This is a genomic window from Methylobacter sp., assembly GCF_036845245.1.
GTDB lineage: Bacteria > Pseudomonadota > Gammaproteobacteria > Methylococcales > Methylomonadaceae > Methylobacter_A.
The window spans coordinates 105,498-120,778 of record NZ_DAIUEH010000003.1 but is presented as its reverse complement, the minus strand read 5'-3'; the positions used below and the strand labels follow the sequence as shown (position 1 = coordinate 120,778).

Annotated in this window: 9 protein-coding genes; 4 read left to right on the top strand and 5 right to left on the bottom strand. The window is 48.4% G+C overall.

The features are described 5' to 3' along the window. The first annotated feature begins 5 nt into the window (after positions 1-5). Both V7051_RS02470 and V7051_RS02465 read left to right on the top strand, forming a co-directional pair. A complete protein-coding gene (locus tag V7051_RS02470) occupies positions 6-1,997 on the top strand; it encodes a contractile injection system tape measure protein (RefSeq protein WP_333873266.1) in 1,992 nt (663 codons plus the stop codon). Beyond that, complete coding sequence (locus V7051_RS02465) at positions 1,997-3,328, top strand: ATP-binding protein (protein WP_333873267.1); 1,332 nt, start codon at positions 1,997-1,999, stop codon at positions 3,326-3,328. The genes V7051_RS02470 and V7051_RS02465 overlap by 1 nt, the downstream gene beginning before the upstream one ends. 96 nt (positions 3,329-3,424) lie before the next feature. Here the strand turns inward: V7051_RS02465 and V7051_RS02460 are convergent, their stop codons facing one another. The 5 genes from V7051_RS02460 to V7051_RS02440 all read right to left on the bottom strand — a co-directional run bounded on the left by V7051_RS02460 (position 3,425) and on the right by V7051_RS02440 (position 11,976). Then, a complete protein-coding gene (locus V7051_RS02460) occupies positions 3,425-5,659 on the bottom strand; it encodes an eCIS core domain-containing protein (protein ID WP_333873268.1) in 2,235 nt (744 codons plus the stop codon). Between the two features lie 302 nt (positions 5,660-5,961). Continuing rightward, positions 5,962-8,061 (bottom strand): eCIS core domain-containing protein, encoded by a 2,100-nt coding sequence (locus tag V7051_RS02455; protein WP_333873269.1) that lies wholly within the window; start codon positions 8,059-8,061, stop codon positions 5,962-5,964. Positions 8,062-8,628: 567 nt separating this feature from the next. Beyond that, positions 8,629-10,275 carry a multicopper oxidase family protein gene (locus V7051_RS02450; RefSeq protein ID WP_333873270.1) on the bottom strand — a complete coding sequence of 549 codons (1,647 nt, stop codon included), beginning with the start codon at positions 10,273-10,275 and terminating at the stop codon, positions 8,629-8,631. A 253-nt stretch (positions 10,276-10,528) separates the two neighbouring features. Further along, a complete protein-coding gene (locus V7051_RS02445; protein ID WP_333873271.1) occupies positions 10,529-10,963 on the bottom strand; it encodes a hypothetical protein in 435 nt (144 codons plus the stop codon). A gap of 44 nt (positions 10,964-11,007) precedes the next feature. Beyond that, positions 11,008-11,976, bottom strand: a complete 969-nt coding sequence (locus tag V7051_RS02440) for a GGDEF domain-containing protein (RefSeq protein WP_333873272.1) — start codon at positions 11,974-11,976, stop codon at positions 11,008-11,010. A 567-nt stretch (positions 11,977-12,543) separates the two neighbouring features. Between V7051_RS02440 and V7051_RS02435 the strand changes: the two genes are divergently transcribed. Further along, positions 12,544-14,379: an ATP-dependent DNA helicase gene (locus V7051_RS02435; protein WP_442919617.1), complete on the top strand. Its 1,836-nt coding sequence runs from the start codon at positions 12,544-12,546 to the stop codon at positions 14,377-14,379. A gap of 154 nt (positions 14,380-14,533) precedes the next feature. Continuing rightward, entirely contained in the window at positions 14,534-15,217 is a 684-nt protein-coding gene (tsaB, locus tag V7051_RS02430) for a tRNA (adenosine(37)-N6)-threonylcarbamoyltransferase complex dimerization subunit type 1 TsaB (protein ID WP_333873274.1), read from the top strand. Positions 15,218-15,281 lie beyond the last annotated feature (64 nt).

The following is a 15,281-nucleotide window of genomic DNA, read 5'->3' as shown; positions in this document are numbered from 1 at the left end:
CAGCTATGGGCACACAGCGTCATGTCATTAAACGTCAGGTTGTAGAAGTAACGTTGGCAAAAAAAGAAAATGCCTGGCAATTACAGCAGGCATTGAGCCGTATTTTTCAACAATGTCTCCCGCCGCTGCTCGATCGTTGCCTATCCGAGGTCTGCAGCCCGGATTATTTGCATCGTATCGACCGCTTAGAATTGGACTTAGGCATTCTGGATAGCAATAGCCTGGAAACCGATATTCTGGAAAGAATGGAGGTAACCTTGCGTCAAGCGCTCGGCGAACAAATCGGTTACGCTCAATCTCTGCCGGTAGCCGAACAAACACATGATCCGATGCTCGCGCATGCGGAGTTATTCGAACACTTTGTCCTTGAAGGTTACCTGCCTTGGTGGGCCGATGTCAGCCAACGACAATTGCCGGAAAAGAGCTTCACCGTATTATCAATCAGCGCACCCGATGCTCTAAAGCGTCTATTGCCCGGATTAATTCATGAACCGCGCTGTTTACAACGCTTAATCAGCTATTTTGACGATAGTCGCTTAATCGCCATGACGGCTTTGTTAACCGCAGCCTCCGAAGATTTAACCGCATCGCTGGTGCAAGCCTTGTCGGCCGTCCATCCGCTATTACAGCAACGCAGCCGGACGCCTGCTTTGAGCTTAAGAGCCACACTCTGGCAAAGTCTTCTGCAAGTAGCTGTTGCAGGTGAGCCAGCCATTTCCCGTCGTGTCGAATTCTTAGCTGCGGTGACCGCACGTTGGGCTAAGTTGCAAGGTTTACCTGAGACGGTATTCGTCGGCTGTTTACAGCAACTGTTATCAGATAAGGTCATGAGGAATAATGAATGGTTACAAACTATCAAGCTACTGCTGCCGATAAAACCTACGTCGACTGTGCTTGACGAAGAGGTTGTCGGAGACAGCCATGCAACAGCCAGCAAGTCTGTGAACGAAGTATCAACAGTTAGCACCGATACAGCGATTAACCCCATGTTTAATCGTGACCGTCTTGCATCGATTGAGATGAGCAACAGGAGCGCAATATTCGCCAAGTCGAGCTCTACACAGCTTGAATCTGCGACTGCCAGTCAAAGCACGGATACGGCGGATCCTATGGATTATCGACAACTGCCTGTATCGGCCGCCATTAACAGGTATGAAATATTCAACAAGCCGTATATTACACAGACTAAATCCGGGGACAAGTCATCAATTGCCGATCAAGCTAGGGATTTTGTCAGCAACCCCATATCCAACAGGCACCGGCTTACATCGACGCCCATTAGCAACAGATATACAATGCTCAAAAGAATCTGTGAGTCTTATTCTGTACATGCACAAAAGGCTGATGACGAACCCTTATCTGAACAAATCACCACCAAACAATCGGCACGTGAATTTGTCCATTCTTCGCTATCTAATAGGTTATCAGTGAAAAACAATAGCTCGGAAGCTTCCGCAAGTATTGAGGCAACCAGCGCTAGATCAGCCTTCAGCGACACCGATGCGCTTTATATAAATAACGCCGGGCTTTGCATACTATGGCCTTTTTTGGCGACTTTTTTCGAAAGTCTGGAGCTGGTGCAAAACGGACGTTTTCATAACCAGTCGGCAAAACAATGCGCCGTAAGCCTTTTACATTACTTGGCCACTGAAGAATTAAATCCGTCTGAATATCTATTGCCGTTCAATAAACTGCTGTGCGCGATGGAAATCGAAGAGGTATTCGATTTGGAAATGCCGCTAACAGCGGAGCAAATCGAAGCCTGCGACGAGCTGCTTGGCGCGGTTATCGGTAATGCCCCGATACTGAACAATATGTCGGTTAACGGTTTTCGCGGCAGCTTTTTACTGCGCCGGGGCAGTCTCAGCGCCAGCGAAGGCAGTTGGTTATTGCGCGTTGAGCGGGAAACCTATGACTTGGTATTGGAGCGTTTTCCCTGGTCCTGGCAATGGTTTAAACTGCCCTGGATGGAATATCCAATACGTGTGGAATGGTAATGCCGCTAACAACCAATGCCAATGATTTAAACAACGAGCTGGGTTGGTTAAACCGGGTGATTGATACCCGCTTTAAACTTTTTTTCGCTCAAGACTGTGCGTATCAAAGCATACAGGACATTCCGCCGCCGGTTTTAGGCAACTCCAGCTATGCCCAGTGTATTGAGCGCTACCAATTTGGGATTGCCGAACGCATTACGTTGGCGTTGGCGCTGGCTCCGGTACTGAGCCCAGGACTGCTGGATATATTTTTTCTTAAGAACCAACTGTACGACCGCCGTTTTAGCGAGTTTGGAGGGGCTAGCGGAAGCAGCAGCGGCTTTATGCCGACCGTGCAGACGCTGTTATTTATTCTCTCCAACAATAACCTTGAGCAACGCTTGGCATTACAAAGCCTGTTTGAGCGTAATCATGCGTTTGTCCAGCAACATATGCTGCATCTTCAAAGCCTGGATAATGAATCGCAGCTACACAGTCCGCTACGGCTTAGCGACGAATATCAAACCTTACTGACCACCGGTCAACACTACCGGCCCAGCTTTGGCAGCCAATTCCCGGCCCAGCTGATTGAAATAGGGCTTAGCTTTGATGATCTGGTTCTGCATCCGGGCACCTTAAAACAAGTTCAGGAAATTCAAACGTTCATAACGCACGGCCCAACGCTGATGCACGATTGGGGCATGAAGCATAAACTGCGCCCCGGTTACCGCAGCCTGTTTTACGGCCCGCCCGGAACCGGAAAAACCATGACCGCCTGCATATTAGGCAAAGTCACCGGACGCGATGTATACAAGGTGGATTTATCGCAGGTGGTGTCCAAATACATTGGCGAAACCGAAAAAAATCTCGGCAAAGTCTTTGATCAAGCCGAGCATAGAGATTGGATTTTATTTTTTGATGAGGCCGACGCGTTGTTCGGCAAACGCAGCGGCATACAAGACGCCCATGACCGTTATGCCAATCAGGAAACCGCATTTTTACTGCAACGTTTGGAATGTTTTGATGGTATAGCCATTTTGGCATCCAATTGGCGGGATAATCTTGATGAAGCGTTCGCCAGACGTTTTGAGACAATGATTTATTTCCCGCTGCCACGTCCGGAAGAACGGCTGCGCCTATGGCGGCAAGGGTTTTCCAACAAAGCCAGGCTGGCTGCTGATATTGACCTGCAAAAAATCGCTAAAGAGCATGAGTTAGCTGGAGGAGCTATTTTGAATGCCGTTCGTTACGCGTCGTTGCAAGCGCTGGCGCGCGACAGCGACACTATTGTTTTGGATGAATTGTTGCAGGGGATTCGTAAGGAATATGCGAAAACAGGTAAAAGCGGTTAAAACGCTGGGTATGTTGTGCGTACCCAACGGGGTCGATTGGTGCCGGCAAACCTTATTTGATGGTGTATAAGGTTAAAGTGCACTCAGCATACCTGACTAAGTCCAGAGTACCGAAGTTGCTTTCCAACTGCTGATGTTCGGAATGGTCTTGCCTTTATCCCAATTTTTCACAGCTTTCGCCAATTGTGCTTGTTTGTTTGCGCCATTCGGTTGCCAAGCGGGATTGTTTTTTACAAACGCCATGATGCGGGTCGCTGCCGCCGGTTGAATGTTAGCCGATGTCAGTTCATGTAAGGTGGTGGCAGAGTCGAGAATGCGCGGTTTGGGCACCAGTGGCGTTAGGCTGCCATAGCGCCAGGTGACGCGTGAGCCGTTCACTTTAGCTACATCCGGATCTTGCATGCTCGCAGGAACCCAGGACTGGGTAGCTTGATTGTATTCAAGTTGTTCTGCGGTAAAATCGATTGACTGGAAGCGGTATTTATCAGGGTTTTGCTGGATTTGGATATTCGTAGCCGCGATAGGGTCATTGTTGTAATTGACCTGTGCCTCAAAATTGATCACTAGCCCTTTGCCCAGAACGGCCCGTTTCAAAGGGTCTTCAACGTTTTTTTCCATGTCAACATTGCTTTGTTTCGGCCCGGGAGTCAGGTTCCACAACTGTCCGGGGCCGAATACCAAATCGTTGAGCAAATGCATCTGTACATAGGATTTGCTTTGTAGGCCCGCCAGATTGCGTATTGATGTCATCAGGCGTCCATCTTTTGGCGCTGATCCGGCGGTACCTGACTTGATGCTCAGTGGCGTAGCCACAACATGGCTGCCTTCGGTGGGGGCTGCGTCATTGCCGTACTTGGCGGATGTGCTGAGGTTGGTCAATGGCATCAGACTGGCGGCATGGGTTCCGCCGCCCAAGTTACTCAGAATTTTAGCAATGGCGTCCAGAGTATTGCGAAACGCATTCATATTGCCTTTGGTGCGCGCGCCGACGATGTTGCGCTTGGCGTTACCGGCGATTTTGTACAGAGCCAGCTTGGCAGTCTTGCGCAGCCCGTTAAGCTGGATCTGCAAGGGAGGCGAAATCGGATAGCCCTCCCAATTGCCTTGGGCGATCATATCTTTCAGTGGCTTGGGATTGCTTCTGACGATAATGTCATCAGTTTCCCAGTACACGTTGTGCTCTTCCTTTTGCTGGTCGACATCGCTGCGAAACGGCACCGAAATATGTAAATCGCGGAATTGCCCAATCAGGCTTTCGATGTCATCGTCGTCATTGTCGGTTTCGTCCAGAACATCCGCTTCTTTGTTGATAATTTCATTATCTTCCAGCAATTCAATTACTTCCGCTGCGGTATAGGCTTTATTCGGTTCCTCGAATGTTTCCCATAAAATGTTGAATGCTGCGGCGTAGCTTGCTTCGTTGTCGAAACGGGCGTTGATGGCGTCAAAATCCTGGGACAGCGTAGGATATTTGGACAAAATCTTGCGGAAGGCATCGAAAAAATTACCGTTGTTGGCCAGGGCCTGAATTTCAGCGACTTCGATCTCATCTTCGCGATCCAGCAAAGTAGACATCCTGAACCATTTTCCCTGTGCTACCTTTGCTTGAGAATTTGAAGGAGCCGCGTCCTTTAATTTGCCATTGTCTACATAGGTCTCCATCTGTGCTGCCTTTGCGCCCATCACATCCGCTTCATATTCCAGACCTTGATCATCGTTAATCGGAACGCCATTCTTCATCTGCATCGTCGGCTGTACGCGACCTTGCACCTGTTGCACCACATGCCAGGCTTCATGCGGCAAATGCTGTTCCTGTCCCGGCGCAATATGGATGTCGGTTCCTTGCGCATAGGCGAGAGCATTAAGCTGCGTGGGCTGCGACGAGTTGTAATGCACCTTTACGTTGTCCATGGACAAGCCGGACAGCGATTCGATACCGGACTTTAGGTTGTCCGGTAGGCCGGTATTATCGAACTTTGATGTGGTTTGTTGTTTTCGTGGAGCGGGAGATTTCGAGTTGAATTGGCGTTGTAAAGTTTGTTCTTTTTCTATCCGTTGCGCCGTAGCCGGTAGACTTTTTTCATCTTCCGCCGGCTTTTTCAGGCGTTGAACGGGCCGTTGCCGGTCGATGCCTATGTAGCTTTCAATTTGCCGACGCTGTATCAGCATACGGGGACTGTCATTGATACCAGCTATAAAGGCGCGTTGCGCTACGGCTTTCTTGCTGTTGTTGACAACTTGAGCTAATTGGTTCTGCCAGCTACTTTGAGCGCCTTCAGCAGATGAGTGATTAGAACTGTTATCGGCTTGTTTTTGTGTAACTTTCATCATGCGTCCTTTAGTTTTTGGCTTAACTTGATTGTCACTATGCAATTTCAACACGTCTGGAATAGAGCGTTTTAAGGTACGCTAAAATCTGCGTATTCGGTTCATTCTGAAAAGACGTACACATCCTATCTGACGAGCTATTACACAGGAAGAATGCTTGCAATGTATTCGCAAGGATATGTGGAAACAGACAGAAGTGGTTAAGAAAGTAAAGTCTTCTCTTTATGTAATAAAAATGTTAGATTTTTGTGCAGTAAACCGAATTTAAGGCCCAAGAAAGGTTATGCATAATGTATCTATCTGGCTTAATACCGATCCACTATAGCGACAACGCGATTATAGGTTTCATTCAGATCAGGGAATGTGTCCGTTACTTCTGCCCGATCTTCAAAGGTGAAAGCCTTATCATCGGCCCCATGTTGCGAAAAACTGCTGCTGCGGACGACATTCACCGCTGTCTTGGTATTATCAGTCATTGCAGCGACAGTATTATCGAACTCATCTCCCAGAAAAGTTGCACTGGCGCCGCTTGCCATCAAGGTTTCCAGATCGTTGGTTCGTGCGGCGTGCTGTGCTTTTACCCCGCCCATGACATAATCATTCATGATTCGATTATAGGCGGGCAATGTATTATCTACCTGATACCTAATGTCATTATGATCCACGGCAAAATTTGGGCCGCTACGTGTCCACATCAGTCGCGGGCCTTTTTTCATGATCATTTTTGTGAACATCTCGGTAAGGTCGCGCAGAATTTGTACTTTTTGACCGGTTAATGCTGTACGAACAGCTGTGATTTTTGGCACTGTGGCCGCGCCGTCCATTGCCATTTGAGTGATGTAGAATGGATGGGATTTCGGAAATAAAATGCGCCAATCCTTAAAATTAGCGGCGATGTCGCCGCCCCAGGCCGGTCCTGAAATCATGGTAGCCATTTTTTGTGACAGATCCGCCATCAGATAGGCCACCACCAAGCTCATAGACGTATCTGCCACGGGCACCCGGTCGACTGCGCGATTGAGGTAATCGGTAATCACCGGGTCAACCACTGGAACCGCAGTTCGTGACTGGTTCCGGGGTCTGTCCAATCCATAAGTGAGACCACCGACCAAGGCATTAACTGTCGTGTCTCGATCAGTCGTTTCAAACGTCACTTGGGAAGAGACTGCTTCAGTTGCGCCAAGATTAATATAAAAAGCATCGTTCGGCCCCGGATCAATGTTCTTGGACACTATCAGCTGATTGCCGCCCTTTCCAGACAATCCGGTTCGCAGGGCCTGGCGACTGGTATTGACTGCATTGAGTCGTGTGCGGTATTCGCTGACCCCTTGCGGGGCATCGGGATGTTTTACGATCCATTCATATTCACCATAATCCTCGGTTAACGTGACATTATCCCATTTCATCCACTTGCTTTTTGATCCTCTTGTAACGAAGTGAGTTCCGATGGAAGCGGCCGTTGCTATGTGCCAAGCTTGGTCTGCACCAGTATCATCAGGAAATTGAACGGTACTAGTCCAGCTTCCAGCCTTGTCGGCAACGCCAGCCCAAGTTGCTCCGGGCTGCGCTTTGCTTAGGCCATTTCCACCAGCCTTGCCCTCGGTAATCTCCACTCCCACTTTGCGTTGGTTATGAAACAAGTCCGTTAAACTGCCGAATAATCCCTGAATGACCGGTTTGTATTGGAATGTTCCCGACGCCAGAGGGAAGCTTGTCGGTTTGGCTGCAGACTCTTGCGTAACAGGTAGGCCCTCCGCCTTTACTCCCATCACATCCGCTTCATGTTCCAGACCTTGATCATCGTTAACCGGAACGCCATTCTTCATCTGCATCGTCGGCTGCACACGTCCCTGCGCCTGCTGTACTACATGCCAGGCTTCATGCGGCAGATGTTGTTCCTGTCCCGGCGCAATATGAATGTCGGTTCCTTGCGCATAGGCGAGGGCATTCAGTTGCGCGGGTTGGGAGGAGTTGTAATGGACTTTGACATTATCCATGGATAGGCCGGAAAGCGATTCGATACCGGACTTGAGATTGTCAGGCAGGCCTGTGTTGTTTTTCGGGATGGATTCTTTCAGTTGCGTTGGAGATTCTACGGTGGGTTTGCGCTGTAAGAGTTCCTTTTCTTCGTCATCCGGTTTTTCTAAGCGTTGAACGGGCTGCTGGTTTATCTGCTGCGGAGTCGCAGGGGCTTGTTGGCTGTCGGTACCGATGTAATTTTCAATTTGCCGACGTTGTGCGGCCATGTGCGGACTGTCATTGATGCCGGCTATAAAGGCGCGTTGTGCTACGGCTTCCTTACTGTTGTTGGCGAATTGAGCCAATTGGTTCTGCCAGCTAGTTTGAGTGGCCTCGGTCGCTGAGCGACTGGAATCGTTATTGGTTTGTTTGGGGGCCGCTTTCATTATTAACCTTTTATTTTTATTCTGAGTCCAACTGTTTATGTTGCTGTAACACATAGGAACAGGCCTGTTAAGCAGTCATTCTATTCAGCAATAGCGGGTGCCAAATAGCTATCGATATAAGTAATGCCGATTTTTGGTAATAATACTACCAGTAGAGTTATCCAGAAAATTTTTATCCTTTGTTAAGCGTAAGATTGTTTCTATCATGTAGATCGACCAAAACCATTTCGGTAATTGCTTTTCGACTTTCTGAAAGAACAGTAGGGGATAAGGCGATAGTCTTCACCATTCATTAAACTTTGTAATATGAATGATTAATAACAAGCCATTAAAGGTGATTCATATCTGTCGCTTTGCTATATCGGCGAAGAATATGTAACACCGGAACGTAGTGTGTCTTGTGAAAAGCGAACTCCGTGACGGTCAAGCCTTGGCTTGACCGTCACGGACCGAGAGCAAAATTTGATAACACTTAATGTTGACGGAGAACTACCAAGCCTACGTCAACGATATCTACGAAGGCTCTGCTTGCTCAAAGAAACACGCCGTCCATAGCACGTTTGGATTTTATTTAATAAGGAAATCCCGCATCATGCCCAAATCTTCGTGTTCCAGGTTGTGGCAGTGATACATGAACAGGCCTTTAAAATCATTAAACGGTTTTAATATCGTGACTTTCTCGCCCGGCATCACCAAAACCGTATCTTTCCAGCCGCCGTTTATAAATCCTGATGCAACGGTGGTGTAACTGTCTTGTGAACGCGGGCTCACCTCCCGCTTGACGATCTGAAACTGTTCGCCATGCAGATGCATCGGGTGCGGCATGTTCATCATGCCATGCATGCCGCCGTCAAAACCATTATCGAACTCGATTAATTGCAGGCTGTTAACCGGGATAATTTCATCCGGTTGGACGTCGTCCATTTTATAAGAACGGCCATTCAGCAGGGCTGACATGTGCTCCATGGATAAGGCGATGGTTCTGGGATTGGACGCATTTGCCGCATTCTTGACTTGAAATGTAGTGATCGGAGTTAGCGTCTTTGGCAACGTGTTGTCGCCTTGTTCTTTTTTGGTGACGCGAATTTTTAAGATCGGATAATCCGAGCCTGAAGGCAAGGTGCTGACGGACATCATTCCTCCGCCCATCATGCCACCACGCATCATACCGCCCATGCCATGCCCCATCATTCCTCCACGGCCGCCCATCATCCCGCCTCCCATCATGCCCATGCCGCCATGCGTAGCCGCATCAAACGGTATGCTGCGTAAGGTCAGCTCGGTACCTAGCGCTCGTCCGCTAAAGTCCATCCATGCATCCACTCTTTCGCCCGGCGCGAGCATGACATAAGGATGTTGCTCGGGAGCTGCCAGTAAGCCGCCGTCTACACCGATTACGGTGATCGGGGTACCGTCATTCCAGGCCAATTTATAAATCCGGGAGTTGGAGCCGTTGACCAGCCGGAGCCGATAAGCGCGGGTTGCGACCGGCAACACAAAATCAGGCCGGCCATTAACCAGGATCTGGTCGCCCAGAAAACCCTGCATGCGTTGCATCATGTGCCCTGAATAAACCAGCTGGTTTTGGCCGTCGAAACTGCGATCCTGAATCACCAGCGGGACATCCAGGTTGCCACTCGGTAAATTCAGCGCCTGCTCTTGATCATCGCTGACGATCAGTAGTCCAGCCAAGCCGGAATAGACTTGCCTGGCGGTGACGCCGTGAGCATGGGAGTGATAAAAATAGGTACCGGCCCGGTTGAGTATTTCGAATTCATAAATATAGGTTTCGCCCCGATTGATGGCATACATGGGATTGCCATCCATGTTGGCGGGAACATGCAGCCCATGCCAGTGCAGAATCGATTGTGCCGGTAAATTATTATTAAGAATCAGCCTGACTCTCTGGCCTTTTTTGAAACGCAGGGTGGGCGCCAGATAAGTGCCTTCATTATTATCAAGCACGCCTGAAGGACCTGTTATGACCTTGCCGGTAACTTTCCATACATGAGTTTTTTCGCCATTTAAAATAGCTACATCAGCCGTGTTCATGGTCAGTTCAATTTCAACGTCAGGAAGAAAGTCGGCAGATGGCGTGTTGACCCTGGTAAAGCCGGCAGTCTGCGCCCAGGCCGGATAAGTCGCCGCTCCGGCAATACCCATTGCGGCATATTTTAATAGTTTGCGGCGTTGCAAATTAGTCGTCGTTTTCATCTGGACTTCCTCGATTCAATTGATATTAGCATCTGATAATATGCGGCTTGCTTTGTACCATAGTTTTTACAATGTGCGCTAATCGGAGTTACGTTGTTTGTTGGGGTAATGACGGATCAATGCGGCGGGCGGGCTTTATACCCTAAAGAAAATGCGGATTGTAACGGCGGTAACTGCGGAAAGGTACAGAAAATAAATACTTAGCATCGGTTCCACGGTATTGTTGAACCGTCAGAGTAATTTTAGCGATAATCTACCGGAATTGTTTCACCCAGCGATAGACGGCTGTTTCCGTGATTTTTGCGTGCGCCCATTGCAGCCAGCGAGTGATAGTGGTGTAGGTGATTCTTAGGAAGGTAAAGGTTAATAACTGCGGTTTGGTCAGCGCAAACACTCGGGCTACCAGTAAAGTGCCGAGTAGCTTTGCCAATACTTCCACCAGAATGCCTTGTAGAACCATTCCTTTTGCCAGCAATCCAAATGCAGCGAGATTGATCGGCGTAACAATCAGTACCGGAATACTAAACGCCACCAGCGCCATGGGCGGACTCGTCTGACTCAGCCATTGTTCGAATCGTTGCAGATTCAGCCATTGTGATAATGAACGCCCGAATGCCGTTAATAAATCCCAAAGCCATTCTTCAATAATCAGGAAGATAGCCAAAAGCGAAAGCAGGATTTTTTTCATAATTTTTACATCCAATTCAGAAGGATAATATTGTTATCAGCGTTTTAGATGAAATCTTCAGGCATTATTTGATTTCTGCCGTTATCTTTAGCGCGGTACATTGCCTTGTCCGCGCGTTCGATCAAGCTTTCGACAGAGTCGTCTATTTTAAAACTTGAGACACCGATAGATATGGTGACTGTACCTATCGATTTTTTACTACCTTTAAGTTTTAAAGGATGCTGGGCTAATGAAACTCTTATTTTTTCAGCAATTTCCATCGCTTTGTCAAACGGCGTATTGGGCATGATAATGGCCATTTCTTCACCGCCATAGCGCGCCGCACAATGATGTTTGATAATATGTTTTTTCATCAGATTAGCGGTATAGCGCAGTACATTATCGCCCGTCTGGTGACCAAAGGTATCATTGATCAGTTTGAAATGGTCGATGTCTAAAATAAGCAAGCAAAGTTCAATATCGTTTTGTTTATGAATTTCAATATATTCATCCAGCTTTTGATCAAAAGCGCGGCGGTTTAAGAGTCCGGTCAATGCATCGGTTTTGGCGGTTTCGCGCGCATGAGCAAGTTCTTGCCGCAGCGATTGCATTTCCGTTTTACTTTCGTCCAGTTGCGCTTGCAGCGTTATGCTGGTTTCGGCAAGTTCTTTAGTTCCGGCGATGATTTCGGTTAAAACTATTTTGATTTCAGGTAGGTCCTGGTTGTTTTCCAGCTTTTTAAACTGGTTTTCGAAGCCTATTGTTGCCGCACTGGCTTTTTCGCCAGTAGAGTCCAAGGCTTCGCCTGTTTTATTAATAAGCTGCAACAGGATTTGGCTTATGTTTTCCAGAGAGTCAAACGAAGTATCGCAGATATATTTTTTGAACAATTTCAGGCTTAATTCGGGCGTAAAAGCATCCTGATTTTTCAGTAGATCAGTCAACTCATTGTTTAATTGAACGTTTCTGCCGATAATATATTCATAGAAAATTGCAAAATTAAGAGGGTCGGCAGCGATTTTATTCTTTGACATGAGCGGAAGTATTTGCCGGAGATATTCTGCATTTTGTTCCAGTGTGTCATTGTACTTAGGAAGAAATGTAAAGCCGTTAATTATCATATGATTTAGTCAGTTACCTATGTTTCTAAGTGCTAGTATCGTCTAGTTTAATACGTACGCAAATAAATATTAGTTTAAAATTTAAAATGTGTCCGGACTCCATAAATATCAACCGGGCCACGAAGCAAGCTTAGCTAAATGTTGATGGTCAAGATCCGGCCAGACGCATATAGGCGGTAAATATTCCGATGTAGCCTTGTAGTCATCAGCATATCCTATGGTTATCTTTTTCGGGTATATTATCGGTATAGATTTAGATACCCGAGACACTATCTTTAAAATTTCAATCTGGTATCTTTGTTGCTTGGTCGGCTTTTTTCAATCCAGTTAAAAATGAACTGCACTTGTTGGTTGAATTTAAAGTAGTAAGTGGAAATAGTGCAAGAGACTCAATTGACAGACACCAAACATTTTTTCAGCAGTGACGGAGAATTAGCAAAGGTAATTCCAGGTTATCAACCGCGGGCGGCCCAGCTGGAAATGGCTGAGGCGATTGCCCACGCCATTGAAGCAAACCAGCATTTAATCGCCGAAGCCGGAACCGGAACCGGCAAGACTTTTGCCTATCTGGTTCCCGCCATTTTATCCGGTAAAAAAGTCATTATTTCGACCGGCACCAAAAATCTTCAGGATCAACTGTTTAACAAAGATTTGCCGGTGATTCGCAAGGCGATGAAAACGCCGTTTATCGCTGCGCTGCTGAAAGGCCGCAGCAACTATTTATGCACTTATCGGTTAAAAAACGCCTTGACTTCCACGCTGGGTTTCAGCAAAGAAGATGCCGCCGCTCTGGCAAAAATAAGCTCCTGGTCGAAGCGCACAAAAACCGGCGATACTTCGGAAATGTCCGAAGTGGCCGAAGCCGACCCGGTCTGGTATCAGGCGACTTCGTCACTGGATAATTGCCTGGGACAAGATTGCGCGGATTACGCCGAGTGTTTTTTGGTTAAGGCCAGGAAAAAGGCGCAGGAAAGCGAAATACTGGTGGTTAATCATCATTTGCTGTGCGCGGACTGGTCGATACGCGACAGCGGTTTCGGCGAGCTATTGCCCGATGCCGAAGTGGTTATTATCGACGAGGCGCACCAACTGGCCGATACCGCTTCCAATTTTTTGGGCATTACCGTCAGCGCTAAGCAGCTGAATGATCTGGCAAAAGACGCGTTGATGGAATATTTCAAAGACGCCACCGACATGCCCGCCTTACGTACCGCCTGCGAAGACCTTGAACATGAAGTCAAGGATTTGAGGCTGGCATTCGGTATCGAGCTTAAACGCGGCGATTGGCAGGACATCGAAAACAATCCGAAAATAGCGGCGAACTTGACGGCGGTTAAAGACCAGTTACAGCGCCTGGCCGATCAACTGGAGCTGGCCTCGGTTAAAACCAAAGGCCTGGACTCGTGTTTCAAGCGCGCCGACGAACTGGTGCAGCAGTTGAAAATTATCCTCGAAGACAGCAGCGGCAAATGGATTCGCTGGTATGAAACCTATAAAAACACCTTTACCCTAAGCCGGACGCCGCTGGATATTGCGGCGGAGTTCCGCTCCTTCATGCAGCAACATCAGGCAGCGTGGATTTTTACCTCGGCGACTTTAAGCGTGGCGAACAAGTTCGATCATTTCGCCAATAACCTGGGACTGAGCAATGCAACCAGCGAAAGTTGGGGCAGCCCTTTCGATTATGCCCATCAATCGCTGTTCTATCACCCGAAAGGTTTGCCTCAGCCCAATGATCCCGAATTCATCCCGCGGATCGTCGAGTTTGCGGTTCCGGTGTTGCAGGCCAGTAAGGGCAGGGCGTTTTTCCTGTTTACCAGCCATCGAGCGCTTAAAGAGGCGGCCGAATTGCTGGAGAAAAAAATCGATTTTCCATTGCTGATTCAGGGTAGTCGTCCCAAGGCCTTGTTGCTGGAGCAGTTTAAAGATGCGGGCAATGCCGTGCTGCTCGGCACATCGAGTTTTTGGGAAGGCGTGGATGTCAGGGGCGAGGCCTTATCTTGCGTCATTATCGACAAATTGCCGTTCGCATCGCCCGGCGACCCGGTGTTAAAAGCGCGCTTGGATGCGATGACCAAACAGGGACGGAACTCGTTTTTCGAATACCAACTGCCCACTGCCGTGATTGCGTTAAGGCAGGGCATAGGCCGGTTGATTCGCGACGTAACCGACCGGGGCGTATTGATGGTGTGTGATCCCAGATTGCTAAAGAAATCCTATGGGCAGATATTTTTAGACAGCGTACCGGCTATGAAGCGTACCCGTGACATAGAAGAGGTACGGGCGTTTTTTCAGGAAGAGTCGTTAGAGAAATAGAACCGGATGGCGCGGATTTAGCTGATAAACGCGAGTTGTTCCCAGTAGGGCGTGCCATGCGCGCCATCGGAGCTAAGGCGCGCATGGCACGCCCTACATATCAGTGTCTTTTGAGTTCTCATAAAGTCAGCATCCACTAATTAGAGATCGAACAATGAAATTACTGGCAGTAGAAACATCGACCGAAGCCTGCTCGGCAGCGCTGTTTATTGACGGCGAAGTGGCGGAGCGTTTTGAGTTGGCGCCCAAAGGACACACTAAACTGATTTTACCGATGATCGATTCGTTAATGACAGAGGCGGGCTTAAGGCCGCAACAGCTTGATGCGCTGGCGTTCAGCCGCGGCCCCGGTTCGTTTACCGGTGTGCGCATTGCCACCGGCGTGATTCAGGGTATCGCTTTGGGCGCCGATTTGCCGGTAGTCCCTGTGTCTACCCTGGCGGCCATTGCCCAAGATTTTTTCGATCACAATGATGAAAATGTCGCCTTTGTCGCTATGGATGCACGGATGGATGAAATATTCTGGGGTGTTTACCGGCGCGACGATCAAGGCTATGCCGAGCTGATTGGCGACGAAGCCGTGACTCCGGCTAAGCAGATAGAGTTTCCCGACCTGACCGGAGTAGGTATCGGTTCAGGCTGGGGCGTTTACCATCAGGAATTAATGGCCCTCTTGGCCGGTCAAGTCAGTCGCTATAAAGCCGATATGCTGCCCAGAGCCGGTGCGATTGCCCGTTTAGGCGCGAAAGGCTTCGAGCAGGGCTTGGCTGTTGCGGTCGAACAGGCCATGCCGGTTTATTTGCGGGATAAGGTTGCCAAGAAAGAATCGGAGCGGTGATTGAGTTTAGTCGAAAATTCATGAATTCTTCGGCAGCAAGCGTTCAAACGACTTCATCGTTTAC

Bases quoted from the DNA above. Each gene is read 5' to 3' on its own strand.
- V7051_RS02470 (WP_333873266.1), top strand. From the start codon at position 6: ATGGGCACACAGCGTCATGTCATTAAACGTCAGGTTGTAGAAGTAACG.
- V7051_RS02465 (WP_333873267.1), top strand. From the start codon at position 1,997: ATGCCGCTAACAACCAATGCCAATGATTTAAACAACGAGCTGGGTTGG.
- V7051_RS02460 (WP_333873268.1), bottom strand. From the start codon at position 5,659: ATGATGAAAGTTACACAAAAACAAGCCGATAACAGTTCTAATCACTCA.
- V7051_RS02455 (WP_333873269.1), bottom strand. From the start codon at position 8,061: ATGAAAGCGGCCCCCAAACAAACCAATAACGATTCCAGTCGCTCAGCG.
- V7051_RS02450 (WP_333873270.1), bottom strand. From the start codon at position 10,275: ATGAAAACGACGACTAATTTGCAACGCCGCAAACTATTAAAATATGCC.
- V7051_RS02445 (WP_333873271.1), bottom strand. From the start codon at position 10,963: ATGAAAAAAATCCTGCTTTCGCTTTTGGCTATCTTCCTGATTATTGAA.
- V7051_RS02440 (WP_333873272.1), bottom strand. From the start codon at position 11,976: ATGTCAAAGAATAAAATCGCTGCCGACCCTCTTAATTTTGCAATTTTC.
- V7051_RS02435 (WP_442919617.1), top strand. From the start codon at position 12,544: ATGGCTGAGGCGATTGCCCACGCCATTGAAGCAAACCAGCATTTAATC.
- tsaB (WP_333873274.1), top strand. From the start codon at position 14,534: ATGAAATTACTGGCAGTAGAAACATCGACCGAAGCCTGCTCGGCAGCG.